The sequence below is a fragment of the Kitasatospora sp. NPDC034035 genome (assembly GCF_055575755.1).
Map to the genome: position 1 here is coordinate 24,067 of NZ_JBVISA010000044.1, position 15,291 is coordinate 39,357.

The 15,291-nt window shown below is 72.4% G+C and carries 17 protein-coding genes; 10 read left to right on the plus strand and 7 right to left on the minus strand.

Features of this window, described 5'->3' with window-relative positions; translation table 11 throughout:
• Positions 1-60 precede the first annotated feature (60 nt).
• From ACZ52J_RS38165 to ACZ52J_RS38185, 5 genes are all read right to left on the minus strand, one after another.
• The gene (locus ACZ52J_RS38165) at positions 61-1,545 is read right to left on the minus strand and encodes a HAMP domain-containing sensor histidine kinase (protein WP_465625513.1); all 1,485 of its coding nucleotides are present in this window, start codon (positions 1,543-1,545) and stop codon (positions 61-63) included.
• Positions 1,542-2,312: a response regulator transcription factor gene (locus ACZ52J_RS38170; protein WP_465625514.1), complete on the minus strand. Its 771-nt coding sequence runs from the start codon at positions 2,310-2,312 to the stop codon at positions 1,542-1,544. Before ACZ52J_RS38170 ends, ACZ52J_RS38165 begins: the two co-directional genes overlap by 4 nt.
• Positions 2,313-2,380: 68 nt before the next feature.
• Complete coding sequence (locus ACZ52J_RS38175) at positions 2,381-3,520, minus strand: S1C family serine protease (RefSeq protein WP_465625515.1); 1,140 nt, start codon at positions 3,518-3,520, stop codon at positions 2,381-2,383.
• A 162-nt stretch (positions 3,521-3,682) separates the two neighbouring features.
• The gene (locus tag ACZ52J_RS38180) at positions 3,683-4,741 is read right to left on the minus strand and encodes a LacI family DNA-binding transcriptional regulator (RefSeq protein WP_360506859.1); all 1,059 of its coding nucleotides are present in this window, start codon (positions 4,739-4,741) and stop codon (positions 3,683-3,685) included.
• Positions 4,742-4,866: 125 nt separating this feature from the next.
• Positions 4,867-5,598, minus strand: coding sequence for a response regulator transcription factor (locus ACZ52J_RS38185; protein ID WP_360506856.1), 732 nt, complete (start codon positions 5,596-5,598; stop codon positions 4,867-4,869).
• Between the two features lie 683 nt (positions 5,599-6,281).
• Between ACZ52J_RS38185 and ACZ52J_RS38190 the strand changes: the two genes are divergently transcribed.
• The 7 genes from ACZ52J_RS38190 to ACZ52J_RS38220 all read left to right on the plus strand — a co-directional run bounded on the left by ACZ52J_RS38190 (position 6,282) and on the right by ACZ52J_RS38220 (position 11,077).
• Positions 6,282-6,575: a MoaD/ThiS family protein gene (locus tag ACZ52J_RS38190; RefSeq protein WP_360506853.1), complete on the plus strand. Its 294-nt coding sequence runs from the start codon at positions 6,282-6,284 to the stop codon at positions 6,573-6,575.
• Between the two features lie 5 nt (positions 6,576-6,580).
• Complete coding sequence (locus ACZ52J_RS38195; RefSeq protein WP_465625517.1) at positions 6,581-8,002, plus strand: hypothetical protein; 1,422 nt, start codon at positions 6,581-6,583, stop codon at positions 8,000-8,002.
• A gap of 196 nt (positions 8,003-8,198) precedes the next feature.
• Positions 8,199-8,933, plus strand: coding sequence for an LmeA family phospholipid-binding protein (locus ACZ52J_RS38200; protein ID WP_360506847.1), 735 nt, complete (start codon positions 8,199-8,201; stop codon positions 8,931-8,933).
• Between the two features lie 253 nt (positions 8,934-9,186).
• Entirely contained in the window at positions 9,187-9,267 is an 81-nt protein-coding gene (locus tag ACZ52J_RS38205) for an Ms5788A family Cys-rich leader peptide (RefSeq protein WP_350517234.1), read from the plus strand.
• A 243-nt stretch (positions 9,268-9,510) separates the two neighbouring features.
• The gene (locus tag ACZ52J_RS38210; RefSeq protein WP_360506844.1) at positions 9,511-10,347 is read left to right on the plus strand and encodes a sulfurtransferase; all 837 of its coding nucleotides are present in this window, start codon (positions 9,511-9,513) and stop codon (positions 10,345-10,347) included.
• A 40-nt stretch (positions 10,348-10,387) separates the two neighbouring features.
• Positions 10,388-10,678 carry a DUF1416 domain-containing protein gene (locus tag ACZ52J_RS38215; RefSeq protein WP_360506841.1) on the plus strand — a complete coding sequence of 97 codons (291 nt, stop codon included), beginning with the start codon at positions 10,388-10,390 and terminating at the stop codon, positions 10,676-10,678.
• 126 nt (positions 10,679-10,804) lie between these two features.
• Complete coding sequence (locus tag ACZ52J_RS38220) at positions 10,805-11,077, plus strand: DUF3099 domain-containing protein (protein WP_360506838.1); 273 nt, start codon at positions 10,805-10,807, stop codon at positions 11,075-11,077.
• A gap of 4 nt (positions 11,078-11,081) precedes the next feature.
• Here ACZ52J_RS38220 and ACZ52J_RS38225 read toward each other — a convergent pair whose 3' ends face one another.
• Positions 11,082-11,444 (minus strand): DsrE family protein, encoded by a 363-nt coding sequence (locus tag ACZ52J_RS38225; protein ID WP_360506835.1) that lies wholly within the window; start codon positions 11,442-11,444, stop codon positions 11,082-11,084.
• Between the two features lie 349 nt (positions 11,445-11,793).
• Between ACZ52J_RS38225 and ACZ52J_RS38230 the strand changes: the two genes are divergently transcribed.
• The 3 genes from ACZ52J_RS38230 (at position 11,794) to ygfZ (ending at position 13,976) form a co-directional block, all read left to right on the plus strand.
• Positions 11,794-12,378, plus strand: coding sequence for a heme-binding beta-barrel domain-containing protein (locus tag ACZ52J_RS38230; RefSeq protein WP_360506832.1), 585 nt, complete (start codon positions 11,794-11,796; stop codon positions 12,376-12,378).
• A gap of 133 nt (positions 12,379-12,511) precedes the next feature.
• Positions 12,512-12,994: a Fur family transcriptional regulator gene (locus ACZ52J_RS38235; protein WP_360506932.1), complete on the plus strand. Its 483-nt coding sequence runs from the start codon at positions 12,512-12,514 to the stop codon at positions 12,992-12,994.
• Positions 12,995-13,013: 19 nt separating this feature from the next.
• The gene (gene ygfZ / locus ACZ52J_RS38240; RefSeq protein ID WP_465625539.1) at positions 13,014-13,976 is read left to right on the plus strand and encodes a CAF17-like 4Fe-4S cluster assembly/insertion protein YgfZ; all 963 of its coding nucleotides are present in this window, start codon (positions 13,014-13,016) and stop codon (positions 13,974-13,976) included.
• Between the two features lie 39 nt (positions 13,977-14,015).
• Here ygfZ and dtd read toward each other — a convergent pair whose 3' ends face one another.
• Positions 14,016-14,456 (minus strand): D-aminoacyl-tRNA deacylase, encoded by a 441-nt coding sequence (gene dtd / locus ACZ52J_RS38245; protein ID WP_360506830.1) that lies wholly within the window; start codon positions 14,454-14,456, stop codon positions 14,016-14,018.
• Positions 14,457-15,291 lie beyond the last annotated feature (835 nt).

The following is a 15,291-nucleotide window of genomic DNA, read 5'->3' on the forward strand; positions in this document are numbered from 1 at the left end:
GGGCGGGGCGCTGTCGGGGCGCCCCGCCCGTCCTGTTTTCCGCCCCGTCACTCCGGGGCGCTATTCCGGGACGGGCCCGCCCGGCAGACGGACCGTGGCCAGCGCGCCCGGACCGCCGTCCGTGGCCGGACCGAGCGTGACCTCGCCGCCCGCCTCCCGGACGCTCTGCGCGACGATCGACAACCCGAGGCCCGAGCCCGGCAGCTGACGCGAGGACGGCGAGCGCCAGAACCGGTCGAAGACGTACTGGAGCTCGTCGGCCGGGATGCCCGGGCCGTGGTCGCGGACGGTCAGCACGCCCCGCTGGAGCCGGACGTCGATGGTCCCGCCCGGCGGGCTGTACTTGACCGCGTTGTCCAGCAGGTTGATCACCGCCCGCTCCAGCCCGGCCGCGTCGGCGTGCACGTACCAGGGCTCGGCACTCGTCTCGAAGACCAGCCCCGGGCCGCGCAGCTTCGCCCGCTCGATGGCCCGCCCGGCGATCTCGTGCACGGCGACGACGGTGAGGTTCGGGCCCGCCTTCGGGGAGTCGGGGCGGGAGAGCTGCAGCAGATCGCCGATCAGGACGGTCAGCTCCTGCATCTGCGCCTTCATGTTGCCGAGCAGCTTGGTCTTGGTGGCGGGGGGCAGCGGCCGGCCGGTGTCGTTGCTGCGGATCAGCAGGTCGACATTGGTGCGCAGGGACGTGAGCGGCGTACGGAGCTCGTGTCCGGCGTCGGCGATCAGCCGGGTCTGCCGCTCGCGGGAGTTGGCGAGGGCGGTGCTCATGGAGTTGAACGAGGTGGAGAGGCGGGCGATCTCGTCGTCCCCGTGCACCGGGATGGTGGTGCCGACCTCCTCGGTCCGGGCGATGTGCTCGACGGCGTCGGTGAGTTGGTCGACCGGCTTGAGGGCGGAACGGGCGACCAGACGGCCGGCGAGGGCGGCGAGGAGGATGCCGCCGACGGAGACGGAGCCGAGGAGGATGCCGAGGCCCTGAAGGGAGTCCTCGACGGGCTGGGTGGGCGCGGCGACCATGACCAGGACCGGCCCGAAGTTGGCACTGCGTGCGGTCGAAAGCCGGACGAGTGCCGGGTCACCGTTGGTGTACTGCCCCTCTCTGATGATCGACTGGCCGGGCTTGAGGTGGAGCGCCGAAGCGTCACCGGGCTTGAGGTCGATGGCCCGGGTGGCATTGGCTGGTAGGCAGACCTGGGGCGGGTTGCTCAGCACGTACTGGGTGTCCCTGGAAATGGGGCCGTTTGCTTCCGGACTGCTGGAAGCTGCGGCAAGAGCGTCTTCCGGGGTAGCCGGGCACGGGATGTTGAGCGTCACTCTAGGGGGCAGGGGCGCGTTCACCAGGTCCGTCCGGACCTGGTTGTACAGCTGCTTCTCCACGATGAACCAGCACGCCAGGGCCGACAGCGCGATGGCCACCGCGACCGCCGCCGCGCTCAGGAAGGTGAGGCGGCTGCGGAGGGAGCGGGAGCGGAGCCAGTGGACGAGGCGGCGCCGGCGGCCGGGGGTGCGGGGCGGCGCCAGGGGCGGGGGCGGAACGGTTGTCACGCGCCGGCGCCGGGTGCCGGGCGCAGGGCGTAGCCGACGCCGCGTACGGTCTGGATCAGGCGGGGCATGCCGCCTTGCTCGGTCTTGCGGCGCAGGTACATCACGTAGACGTCCAGGGAGTTGGAGGAGGGCTCGAAGTCGAAGCCCCAGACCGCTTTGAGGATCTGTTCGCGGGTGAGGACCTGTCGGGGGTGGGAGAGGAACATCTCCAGCAGCATGAACTCGGTGCGGGTGAGTTCGATCGGCTTGCCGGCCCGGGTGACCTCGCGGGTGGCGGTGTTCATGCGCAGGTCGGCGAAGGTGAGCACCTCGCTGTCGTCCTCGGCGGCGGCGCGGGCGGCGGCCTCGGCGGCGAGGGCGTTGCGGCGCAGCAGGGCGCGGACGCGGGCGAGCAGTTCGTCGAGTTCGAAGGGCTTGGCGAGGTAGTCGTCGGCCCCGACGTCGAGGCCGGTGACGCGGTCGCCGACGGCGTCGCGGGCGGTGAGCATGAGCACCGGGACGGTGTCGCCGCGTGAGCGCATCCGGCGGACGGCGGTGAGGCCGTCCATTCGGGGCATCATGATGTCCAGCAGGACGAGGTCGGGCCGGTCGCGTTCGACGGATTCCAGGGCTTCGTAGCCGTCGGTGGCGGTGGCGACCTCGTAGCCCTCGAAGGCGAGGCTGCTCTCCAGGGCGTCCCGGAGGGCGGGTTCGTCGTCGACCACGAGGAGCCGGGCGGCGGGGTGGCCGGGCTCGGCGGGGGTGCGGTCGTCGGCGGACGGGGTCATGGGCGGGTGCCCTTTCTCGTCGGGTGGAGGGCCTGCTGGGGCCAATTGTCCGTCGTAGGGATTGTGGCTTACAGGTTCTGGCCGGCTTCGATCTTCGGCAGGACCTGCTTGATGTTGTCGATCGGGATGGCGAAGCCGAGGCCGACGCTGCCGGCCGTGCCGCCGCCGGCGGTGGAGCTGGTGCCGTTCGGGGCGTACATCGCCGAGTTGATGCCGATGACCTGGCCGTTGGCGTTGATCAGCGGGCCGCCGGAGTTGCCGGGGTTGAGGGCGGCGTCGGTCTGGAAGGCCTTGTAGGTGGTGGTGCTGCCGTTGTTCGACTGGGGCTGGGTGCCGCGCAGGCCGGGCAGGCTGGGGAAGCCGAAGCCGCCGTTGCCGCTGGTGCTGCCCTCGTCGAGCTGGACGGTGACGTCGCGGTTCTCGGCGCTGATGATGCCGGAGGTGACGGTGCCGGTGAGGCCGTCGGGGTTGCCGATGGCGACGACCGGGTCGCCGACGGCCATGGTGGAGGAGTGGCCGAGGACGGCGGGGGCGAGGTTCTTGGCGCCGGTCGCGGTGATCACGGCGACGTCGAGGGACTTGTCGGTGCCGGTGACGGTGGCCTGGGTGGTGGAGCCGTCCTTGAAGGTGACGGTGATCCGGCCGCCGCCGGCCGCGGTGTCGATCACGTGGTAGTTGGTGAGGATCCGGCCGTCCTTGTCCAGGACGACGCCGGTGCCGGTGGCGGTGCCGTTGCCGTTCTTGACGGTGATCTGGACGACGCTGGGCGAGACGGCGGCGACGATGGCCGGCACGTTGGCGCTGCCGTCGCTGCGGGCGGAGACCGGGCTGGCGATGGTGCCGACGTGGGTGTCGGAGGACTGCCGGTCGGCGGCGACCACTCCGCCGGTGACCCCGCCGATGACGGCGGCGGCCGCGGCGACGGCGGTCACCAGGGCGAGTCGGCCGCGCAGCAGGCCGCGCCGGGCCCGGCTGCCGCGGCCGCCGTGGCCCTCGGGGGAGTCGGGGCCGAGGACGGTGGGCGGCTCGGGCGGCATGGGCGGGGGAGGAGGCGGTCCGTCGAAGCCGCTGCCGGAGTGGTCCTCGCGGTAGGCGTACCCGGCCGGGCCGGTGCTGCCCGCGGTGCCGCCGCCGAGCACGGTGCCCTCGATCACCCGGGGCTCGTACGGGCTGTGGGGGTCGCTGGGGTGCTGCTGCTGTTCGCTCATGCCGACCAAGCTCCGCCTGGTGGATGAGGACTGGATGAGAACCGGCTCAGAGGGCGGAAAGAAGCCCGTTGGGTTCTCATAAAGCCAGGTCAGGCGGCCTTCGGAGTGGAGTCGGCGATTCCGGTTCGGCCGGTTGCCCGGTCCGGCTCGCCGTTCCGTCCGCTACTCCGCCGCGGGGCGGCCGGGTGCGGCCCCGTCGCAGCCGCAGGAGCGGCGGATGACCAGGCGGGACGGGAACTTGCGGACCCGCTCGGTGTCCGAGCCGGGCACCATCAGCGAGTCGTCCAGCACCAGGTCCACGGCGGCCCGGGCCATCGCGTCGCGGTCGGAGGCGACGGTGGTCAGCGGCGGGTCGGCGAGCGCGGCTTCCGGCACGTCGTCGAAGCCGGCCACCGCGAGGTCCTCCGGGACGCGCAGGCCGACCTCGCGGGCGGCCCGCAGCACGCCGATGGCCTGGTCGTCGGTGGAGCAGAAGATCGCCCGCGGCCGGTCCGGTGAGCGCAGCACGCCGAGGGCGACCTCGTACGCGCCGTAGCGGTGGAAGGGCGCGTCGATCAGGTGCGGTTCGGCGGGGATGCCGTGCGCGTCCATGGCGCGCTGCCAGCCCTCGACGTGGTCGATGACCGGGTCGCCGGGGGCGGGGGACTCGACCGGGCCGCCGAAGCAGGCGACGTACGGGTGTCCGTGCACCTCCAGCAGGTGGCGGACGACGGCCTCGGCGCCGCCCACGTCGTCGGTGACCACCGCGACGTCGTCGATCGCCTCGGGCCGGCGGTGCAGCAGCACGACCTTGGCGCCCTCCATCGCGGCGAACTCCTCCGCGGCGCGCTGCGAGGGGCCCTGGCTGACCAGGATCAGGCCGGAGACGCGCATGCCGAGGAAGGCGCGGACGTAGTGGACCTCGCGGTCGTCCACGTAGTCGGAGTTGCCGATCAGCACGAGCTTGCCGCGCTCGGAGGCGGCCCGTTCGACGGCGTGGGCCATCTCGGCGAAGAAGGGCTGGCGGGCGTCCGGGACGACCATGCCGATCAGGTTGGTCCGGCGGGAGGCCATCGCCTGGGCGACGCTGTTCGGCCGGTAGCCGAGCTGCTCGATCGCCGCGAGCACCTTCTCCCGGGTCGCGGGCGCGACCGGGCGCGGCCCGTTGTTGATGACGTAGCTGACGACCGCGGTCGAGGTACCAGCCAGTCGGGCTACATCGTCGCGCGTCACTTTGGCCACGAGGGGAGTCTACGCGTGTGGTCTCCGGGGCGGCAGTGGGACCTGGGGCCGCTGCCGGGTGGACGGCGGGCGGCTCCGGGATGAACCGGACAAGCCGGGCGGGGGACGGCCCGCCCGGCCGCGTCTCACGCCTCCAGGGGGGCGGCGGGGCGCTGGGCGAGCTCCGGCCGCTCGCCCTTCTCGGGCTTCTCCGGGACGACGAAGCGGTAGCCGACGTTGCGCACGGTGCCGATCAGCTGCTCGTTCTCCACGCCGAGCTTGGCGCGCAGTCGCCGGACGTGGACGTCCACCGTCCGGGTGCCGCCGAAGTAGTCGTAGCCCCAGACCTCCTGCAGCAGCTGGGCCCGGGTGAAGACCCGGCCGGGGTGCTGGGCGAGGTACTTGAGCAGCTCGAACTCCTTGAAGGTGAGGTCGAGCGCCCGGCCCTTGAGCTTCGCGGAGTAGGTGGCCTCGTCGACCGAGAGGTCGCCGTTGCGGATCTCCATCGGGCTGTCGTCGGTGACGACCTGGAGGCGGCCCAGCGCGAGCCGCAGCCGGGCCTCGACCTCGGCCGGGCCGGCGGTGTCCAGCAGGACGTCGTCGATGCCCCACTCGGCGGTGACGGCGGCCAGGCCGCCCTCGGTGACCACCAGGATCAGCGGGCAGCCGATGCCGGTGGAGCGCAGCAGCTGGCACAGGCTGCGGATCTGCGGCAGGTCGCGTCGGCCGTCGACCAGGATGACGTCCGCGCTGGGGGTGTCCACCAGGGCCGAGCCCTCGGCGGGGGCCACCCGGACGTTGTGCAGCAGCAGGCCGAGGGCAGGCAGTACCTCGGCGGAAGGTTGCAGTGCGTTGGTGAGAAGGAGGAGAGAACTCATACCCGGTGGTCCCCTTTCCGGGTCGTCGCGGTCGCGTTACGGCTGCCGCCACAGCCGGATGGCGCACGTGCTGAGGGGGAGGAGGGGCGGACGGGCGCCTGGGGCGTACCGGGGGAGCGGACGGCGCGCAGGGCGTAGTGGCGGACCCGCCGGGGGTCCCGCAACCCCTGGCGCACCGTTTCTGCCCTGTTCATCACCGTGAACCTCCGGTCTGGTCCGGTCCCGGGCGGCGGCCCGGTGCCCGGTGGCGACGTCCCGGCCGGCCGCGGCACGTCGTTGTGCCGCGACGGACGGGGCGGTTCCCGCGGTCCGCCGGGGGTGGGCCGACGAATCGCAAGAACGTCCGTACTGGCGTCCTGAAAGCACAAAAGGACCCGGGGGCGACTCTGCCCGGATCCCTCTTGGTGGTCGAGAATAGCCGACCTCCCCCCGCATCGGGAGTGCCCGAATCCGGCGGTACCCCCATTTCGGGCGTACGCCGGGTGAGCCTGGACACAGCTTCGAGCGCCGCTCCGCACCCGCGGGCCAGGGCGATTGCCCGTCGTGGCGGCGGACACGCCATCATGGGACGCACATCGGCGGCGCCGCGCGGGTCCATCGTTCGGGTGGTCGGGCGGCCGCCCCGGTGGCGAGCCGGACCGGGGCACCGGGGCCGGGCGAGGACGACGAGAAGGGGTGGCCCGATGGGCGCGACCACCGAGCCCGCGAGCGGCGCCCGGGTGCGCGGGACGATCCGCTACTGGGCGGCGGCGAAGTCCGAGGCCGGGCTGGCCGAGGAGCCGTACGAGGCGGCGACCCTGGCGGAGGCGCTGACGGCGGCCAAGGAGCGGCACGCCGACAAGCCGAAGCTCGTCCGGCTGCTCGGGCACTGCTCGTACCTGGTCGACGGCGCCCAGGTGGGCGGCCGGGACCACACGACCGTCGCCCTGACCGAGGGCGGGACGGTCGAGGTCCTCCCGCCGTTCGCGGGAGGCTGAGCGGCGTGACGGACATGAACAACCCGAACCCCGGTGGCTACGGCGCATGGCAACAGCAGCCGCAGCAGCCCCAGCAACCGCAACAGCCCCAGCAACCGCAACAGCCCCAGCAACCGCAACAGCCCCAGCAACCGCAACAGCCCCAGCAACCGCAACAGCCCCAGCCGCCCCAGGCTCCGCAGGGGTACCCGCAGCACGCGCAGCAGCCGGGGCAGCAGCCGCCGTACGGCTATCCGGTGGACGACGCGGCGGCGACCGCGGTGCTGCCGGCGGTGCCGGCCTTCGACGACGGTGCGGCGACGACGCTGCTGCCGCCCGTGCCGCCGATGAACGACGCCGCGGCCACCACGCTGCTGCCGCCGGTGGTGGTCTCCGGTGCGATGCCGGTCGCGCCGCCGCAGCACCTCGGACAGGCTCCGGCGCAGCACCAACGCCGGCACCAGCGGCAGCAGTCGGCCCAGCCCCCGCAGCCGGGGCAGCAGCCGCCGCCCGCCCGGGCTCGGGCCCGGCACGCGGCCCCGGCGCCGCAGCCCGCCGCCGTGCAGCAGCAGGCGGCGGAGGCCTTCGACCCGCCGACCATGACGCTCAAGCGCCCGGACGCCCCCGGCCAGGCAGGCCCGGTGGGTCCGACGGGCCAGGCCGGCCTGGTGGGCGCCCCCGTCCTGCCGCCGTTCGCGGCCGTCCCGGCGCAGCCCGCACCGCCTACCGGCCCACACGGCCGGACCGGTTCGCCGATCATCGACCCGGGCCTCCAGCCGGCCCTGATCACGGCCGGCGTGGCCGCGCTGCTGGCCGGCGGTGCCGCGCTCGGGCAGGTGGCACTGGCCCTGGTGGTGGCGCTGCTGCAGCTGCTGACGGCGGCCGGCTGGTTCCGGCTGAACGGTATGTGGCCGGCCCGCCAGGGCATCCTGCTCGCCGCGCTGTCCGGGTTCACCGCGGACGTGGCGCTGCTGCTGGCGGACTCCGACGGCGGTGTGGCGGCCGTGGTGGGCACCCTGGGCGGGTTCTTCCTGCTGGTCCTGGTGCTGCAGACGTTCCGTCCGTCGGACCCGAAGGAGCGGTTCTACGCGCTGACCGTGCTGGGTTCGGCCACCGTGGTGACGGCCCTGTGCACCACGCTGCTGCTGGCCGACTGGGTGCCCGCCGGGGTGGGCGCGGTCGCGCTGGCCACCCTGCTGGCCGCGGCGCCACTGCCCGGCCCGAAGCAGCTCGGCCCGGTCCTGGGTCTGGCGGCGGCCGTGGCGCTGGGGCTGCTGGTGGGTGCGCCGGTGGCGCTCGGTGCGCTCGCCGGGCTGGGGGCGCTGGTCGGCCGCCGGGTCGCGGCGTACGACTTCCCGTCCCGCTTCGTGCACATGACGGCGGGCGTGGCGCTGCCGCTGGCGGTGGCCGCGCCGCTGATCTGGATGGCCACCGACCTGTTGGTCTGATCCGCCGCGCGCCGACGCCTCCCTTCGCCGACGCCCCCCTTCCCACCGACGTCCCGTCCCGGAACCATGCTCCGGGGCGGGACGTCGTACGGTCGTGCGGGAGCGGCCGCGTCCGGCGGCCCTCACAGGACAGCGAACGACAGCGAACGACCACAGCGAACGACCACAACGGCGACCGGCGACGACGGGGGACACGATGCGCGGATGGCTGAAGGCCACGATCGGCCTGGTGGTGCTCTCGGGCCTCCTGGTGGGCGCCGACCGGATCGCGGTCGGCGTGGCCGAGGACGAGGCGGCCGACCGGATCGTGAAGAGCGGCCGGATGAGCCAGCGGCCGGACGTCTCGATCGAGGGCTTCCCGTTCCTCACCCAGGTGCTGTCGATGAAGCTGGACGACGTCCGGATCTCCGCCGACGGCTTGACCGTCGGCGACGGCAGCCACCAGGTGGCGCTGCACTCGTTCAAGGCCAAGCTCTCCGGCGTCAAGGTGAGCGACAGCATGAACAACGCCACGGTGGACAGCGGCACCGGCAGCGGGGTGATCTCGTACCCGGACCTCGCGCAGCTGCTGCCGCCGGCCTCCCAGCTGCTGCACGGCACCAAGCTGCCGGTGGGCAGCAACTCCCGGCTGAGCCTGTCGTACGGCGGGCCGGGCAAGGTCAAGGCCTCGCTGGGGCCGATCGCGGTCGGTGAGGGCACCGTGCACAACGACGGGAACACCGTCACGGTGGACGGCTTCCGGCTGAGCTCCCTGGCGGGGATGCTGGCCGGGGTCACCAACCAGCAGATCGAGCCGATGAGCTTCACCCTGGACACGCTGCCGGCCGGGCTGAAGCTCGCCGCCAAGGACGGCGACAAGGACGGTGTGACGCCGCTGCCGGAGGGCCTCCAGCTGACCTTCGACGGCAAGGGCGTCAAGCTCCTCGGCTGAGTCCCGCGCCGTCGGCCCGCACCCGGCGTGCCGGGCCTGTTCTTCGTACCGCCGAAACGTTCCGCTCCGCGAGACGCGCTGTCCAGCGCGGACCGCGGAGCGGTGGCGTTTCCGCCCGTTGTGCGCTGCCGAGGGGCGGCCCGACCGGGCCCGGCGGCCCGACCGGAGGCCAAATCTCGTAATGCGGCTGTTTTGGTCTCAATATTCGATACGCTGGTGACAGCGGGCCGTCGGTGTCCCTAGCATCGTCGGCATGAAGCGACAGACGGACCTCACGAAGCGGCGGGCGGTAGACCTGTGCCGCGTGGCCGCCTGTCTGTGTCGAATGCGCTGACTCGGCATCCCGGCAGGGCAGTTGAAGCCCGCCGTCGATCTCCCCGGTGACTTTTCCGGCCGTCCTCGCGGGCCGGCGCCGACGTACTCCGCAGTTTCCTGCCCGGCCGCACCGGTCCACCCGTCCTGTCCCAGTATTCGGACAGGAATTCGGACAAGGATTCGGATCGCATCCGCCCGGGTGCCTCTGCAGCACTCCTGAGCAGCACCTTCCGCCAACCGCCCTCGGATGGAGAACATCACCATGAGCCGCAGTGACGTCCTGGTCGACGCCGACTGGGTCCAGGCCCACCTGGACGACCCGAAGGTCGTCATCGTCGAGGTCGACGAGGACACTTCCGCGTACGACAAGAACCACATCCGCAACGCCGTCCGGATCGACTGGAAGAAGGACCTCCAGGACCCGGTCCGCCGCGACTTCATCGACCAGGCCGGCTTCGAGGCGCTGCTCAGCGCCAAGGGCATCGCCAACGACGACACCGTCGTCCTGTACGGCGGCAACAACAACTGGTTCGCCTCGTACGCCTACTGGTACTTCAAGCTGTACGGCCACGGCGATGTCCGCCTGCTGGACGGCGGCCGCAAGAAGTGGGAGCTGGACTCCCGCGACCTCGTCTCCGAGGTGCCGGCCCGCCCCGCCACCGCGTACACGGCGCAGGCCGCCGACTCGTCGATCCGCGCCTTCCGCGACGACGTGATCGCCGCCATCGGCACCCTGAACCTGGTCGACGTCCGCTCGCCCGACGAGTTCTCCGGCAAGCTGCTCGCCCCGGCCCACCTCCCGCAGGAGCAGTCGCAGCGCCCCGGCCACGTGCCGAGCGCCCGCAACATCCCGTGGGCCAAGAACGCCAACGACGACGGCACCTTCAAGAGCGACGACGAGCTCACGGCGCTGTACCAGGCCGAGGGCATCGACCTGGCGAAGGACACCATCGCCTACTGCCGCATCGGCGAGCGCTCCGCGCTCACCTGGTTCGTGCTGCACGAGCTGCTCGGCCAGGAGAACGTCAAGAACTACGACGGCTCGTGGACCGAGTACGGCAGCCTGGTCGGCGTGCCGATCGAGCTCGGCAGCAACTGAGCCTCCGGCTCCACCCGTAAGTCAGAAGGGAAGTACAGACATGTGCGGTGCGAAGGCCGGCGGCCCGGACCTGGCAGGAGTTGACGTGGCGAACGAGACGATCATCCAGGGTTCGGTGACCCGCGACGGTGAGCCGGTCAACGGCTACGTGCGGCTGTTGGACGAGGGCGGTGAGTTCACGGCCGAGGTGCCCACCTCGGCGACCGGCCAGTTCCGGTTCTTCGCCCGCCCGGGCAAGTGGACCCTGCGCGCGCTGGTGCCGGGCCAGACCGTGGACCGCCAGGTGGTGGCCTCGCAGGGCATCGCCGTCGAGGTCGCGATCGCGGTCTGACCGCGTCGGAACCGGCGTAGGTGAACCGGCGCACGTGAAGCGGTACGCGAACCGGCGCACGTGAACCGGAGTGCGACACCCCGAGGGCCCCTGCCGAGCAGGGGCCCTCGGTCGTACCGTGGAGGGGTGCAGACGAGGCGGCGGCGTCGCTACTACTTCGCCATGATGGGCGTGTGCCTGGGCCTGTTCGTCCTGGCCTGGGGCGTGGTGCGGTTCTTCTCGGTCGGCGCGGCGATCGGCATGTGCGTGGTCGCGATGGTGATCCCGCCGGCCGCCGCGGTGTTCGCCAACAAGCGGGACCCGGACGACGACTGGTGGAACGACCCGCGCTGGGACGACCCGAAGTGGGACGACCCCGGCCACGACCGGGACCACCCCGACCACGAGCAGCGCCCGTGAGCCGTCAGTAGACGAGCGCCTGGACGCCGTCCGCCATGATCTCGCTGACGAAGACCTGCGCGCCCGCGATCCGGACGCCCTTGACGGTGTCCTTCTGCTCGATCCCGCGCCGGGCCGCGCACTGGGTGCAGAGCGTCACAGAGCCGGCCGCCAGGATCGACTCCAGCAGGTCCGGCAGCGGCGCGGCGTGCGGCAGTTCGAACTCCGCCGCCCGGTCGGGCAGGGCGAACCAGGAGGACTCCCCGGTCAGCCAGAGCGAGACGTCGATCCCGCTGGCGACGGCCACCGCCGCCACCGTGAACGCCTGCGAGCACCGCTCCGGCGCGTCCGCCCCTGCGGTGACCTTGATGACGAGTTTCTTCGACATGGCGCCACCTTAGAGGTCGCGCCGCCCCCGCCGTCCGTCATCCCCGGAAACCCTTGGGCAAAGCTTGAGCGGCGTGGTAGCAGCGGCGCGAACGGCGACGTGGTGGGGCTCACCGCGACCGGCCGTGGCCCGACGGATAGAGTGAGCGGAGCAAAATCCACCACACTGTCGCCGCCTGGGAGCCCCCCGTGTCCGGTCTGGAAATGTTCTTCGACGGTCTGCTGGCCCTCATGGCCGTGCTGATCACCTGGTTCGCCATCTTCTCGGTGATGAAGCTGTACCAGGGCCAGCGCTGAGGCTGCCGTACGGTTGAGGCAGCCCCACACCGACGACGACAGCGACCAGGAACATGATCGAGATCCCCTCAGACCTCCACAAGGACGTCGTGCCGCTCGCCTTCCTCCTCGGAACCTGGGAGGGCGCGGGCGTCTACGACTTCCCCGGCGCGGAGAAGTGCAACTTCGGCCAGGAGATCGTGATCCGTCACGACGGCCGACCCTTCCTGGAGTTCCGCTCCCGCACCTGGGTGCTGGACGGCGAGGGCGAGAAGGTTCGCCCGCTGGAGAACGAGCACGCGTTCTGGCGCATCACGAGCAACACCGACGGCACCAGCGGCGCCCGCGGGATCGAGATCTCCTCCGTCCGTGACGACGGCACGGTCGAGATCTGGTACGGCGAGCTGGCCGACGGCAAGCCCCAGATCGATGTCTCCACCGACGCGGTGGCCCGGATCGAGGGCTCGCCGGAGTACTCGGGCGGCAAGCGGCTGTACGGCTTCGTCAACGGCGAGCTGCTCTGGGTCGGCGAGAAGGCCGCCCCGAACGTGCCGCTGCGCCCGTACATGTCCGCGCAGCTGAAGAAGGTGCTCAGCCCGGCGCAGCTGATCAAGGACATCAACGACCTGCCGGACGACGGCATCGCCTTCTTCAAGTAGGCACAGCTCGAGCAGGCACAGCTCGAGCAGGCACGGTTCAGGTAACAGCACAGTCCTGCACGAGGTAGGGACCGGCCCGAGGCCGGTCCCTACACTTGCATCAGGACCCCCGACCTTGGCAGGGACAGCAACCGTGGCGGACACCGGCACCACCGACTGGCAGCTCTCCGGCGACTGGCACCTCTCCGACGACTGGAAGACCGACCTGCGCGAACGCGGCTACCGCCTCACCCCGCAGCGGCAGCTCGTGCTGGAGGCCGTCGACGAGCTCGACCACGCCACCCCCGACGACATCCTCTGCCACGTCCGGCGGACCGCCAGCGGCATCAACATCTCCACCGTCTACCGGACGCTGGAGCTGCTGGAGGAGCTGGGCCTGGTCTCGCACGCCCATCTCGGCCACGGCGCCCCGACCTACCACCTGGCCGGCCGCCACCACCACCTGCACCTGGTCTGCCGGGACTGCGAGAAGGTCACCGAGACCGACACCGAGATCGCCCAGCCGCTGATCGACAGCCTGCGCGCGCAGCACGGCTTCGACACCGACCTCAAGCATTTCGCCATCTTCGGCCGCTGCGCCGACTGCACCGCCAAGCTCGCCGGGGACCGGTCGTAAGCTGGCCGGTATGACCGGTGTGAAGAGCCCGCTGCTTGCCCTGCCCGGAGCCGTCCCCGCCGAGGGGGCCGACGAAGGCGTCGCCGCCCACTACGGCGACATCTTCCGAGAGCAACGCCACCTCTCGCAGGGCACCGGCTTCGTCGACCTCTCGCACCGGGGGGTGGTCACCGTCACCGGCGCGGACCGCCTCACCTGGCTGCACCTACTGCTCACCCAGCACGTCAGCGAGCTGCCGCCGCAGCAGGCCGCCGAGGCGCTGGTGCTCTCCCCGAACGGGCACGTCGAGCACGCGCTCTACCTGGTGGACGACGGCACCACCACCTGGGCGCACGTCGAGCCGGGCACCCAGGGCGCGCTGGTCGCCTACCTGGAGAGCATGAAGTTCTTCTACCGGGTGGAGGTCGCCGACGCGACCGCCGAGTACGCCGTGGTCCACCTGCCGGCCGGCTCCACCGCCTCCGTCGAGGATGCCGCCGCCGTCCGCGAACTCCCGTACGGGCGCGACCTGTTCGTGCCGCGCGCCGACCTGGAGAAGCTCACCGCCGGATACGGCCCGGCGGCCGGGATCTGGGCTTACGAGGCGCTGCGGATCGAGGGCCACCGGCCCCGGCTCGGATTCGAGACCGACCACCGGACCATCCCGCACGAGGTGGACTGGCTGCGCACCGCCGTCCACCTGCAGAAGGGCTGCTACCGCGGCCAGGAGACCGTCGCCCGGGTGCACAACCTGGGCCGCCCGCCGCGCCGGCTGGTCTTCCTGCACCTGGACGGCACCGAGGAGTCGCTGCCCCCGCACGGCACCGAGGTGCGGCTGGCCACGGACCCGGACGGGCGGTCGCTGGGCTTCGTGACCTCCTCGGCCCGGCACCACGAGTTGGGGCCGATCGCGCTGGCGATCGTCAAGCGGAACGTCCCGGTGGACGCGGTGTTGCTGGCCGGGACGGTGCCGGGCACCCAGGACGTGATCGTCCCTCAGTAGGCCGGACCGGGAGCCGGACCCGGCTCGGACCTCGACGCCTCAGACCTCGACGAGGACGGTGAACGGGCCGTCGTTCACCAGCGCCACCTGCATGTCGGCGCCGAACCGGCCCGTCTCCACCTTGGCGCCCAGCTCGCGCAGTCGGGCGACCACCTCGTCCACCAGCGGCTCGGCGACCGGGCCGGGGGCGGCGGCGTTCCAGGTGGGGCGGCGGCCCTTGCGGGCGTCGCCGTAGAGGGTGAACTGACTGATCACCAGCAGTGGGGCGCCGAGGTCCGAGCAGCTCTGCTCGACGCCCTCCTCGTTCGCCGGGAGCAGCCGCAACGTCCAGAGCTTGCGGGCCAGTTGGGCGGCCTTGGCGGGGGTGTCGTCGTGGGTGACGCCGACCAGGACGCAGAGCCCGGGCCCCTCGATCGCGCCGACGGTCTCACCGGCCACGGTCACCCGGGCCTCGGTCACTCGCTGCACCACTGCTCGCATGCCGCCATTGTGCCGGAGGACCGTACGGCCGCCGGAGGGCCCCCGGCGCGGCCCGATACGGCCTGCGCCGGGCACCCCGCGCTCCGCTCGTTGCTGAGCGCCCCCGCGCGCGCTGCCGGGGCCGCCTCGCTCGGCGCTCGCCCCCGCCCCCGCTTCCGCTCGCGTCCGCCCGCATGCCCGCCGCCCGCCGTGGCCGCATCCCCCACATGCGTCACAGGGGTCGTCCCAGGGCGCACACGAGGGGCGTGTACGGGGATGGCGCACGCCGTGAGGTGAGCGCCTGCGCGGGGCCGGGCGCCACTCTTCCTGCGGAAAGGGTTGGTCATATCAGCCACCCCCGTTCGCCAGGGGGCCGTTCGGGTGCACGGGCGGTGCGCGCGCGCCGGGCGGGGTGGCACGCTGGTGGACCGTACGAAGGGTCCGGGGCGCCATGAGGTCCGCCGCGCCGGGCCCGGGTTCGGCCGGACGGTCGAGCCGGTAGGTCAGGCGTTCTGGCGGTGTCGCCCCGACGGGTGGTTGCGGCCGGGGAGCGGAACCTCCGGGGGTCTCCCGGGCGTGCCGACGAACGGAACGCCGAGCCCGTCGGGGGACGGGTCGGACCGGCGGCAGGGACGGGGTGCCGCGAGCGGGCGGGATCGGACGACGTCAGGTGGTTGGGTGATGGACGCGAGCAGCGCGGCGCGGGACCGGTCCGGTCCGGTGGTGGGGGGGGCCGCAGGGCCGCACGGGGCCACGGTGGGGGGGGAGGGGGAGAACGACCCGCTGGGGCTGGGCCTCGACTAGACGCTGGTGTTTTGCCCGGCGAAACCTCACAAAAAAAGACACCCATCCTCCC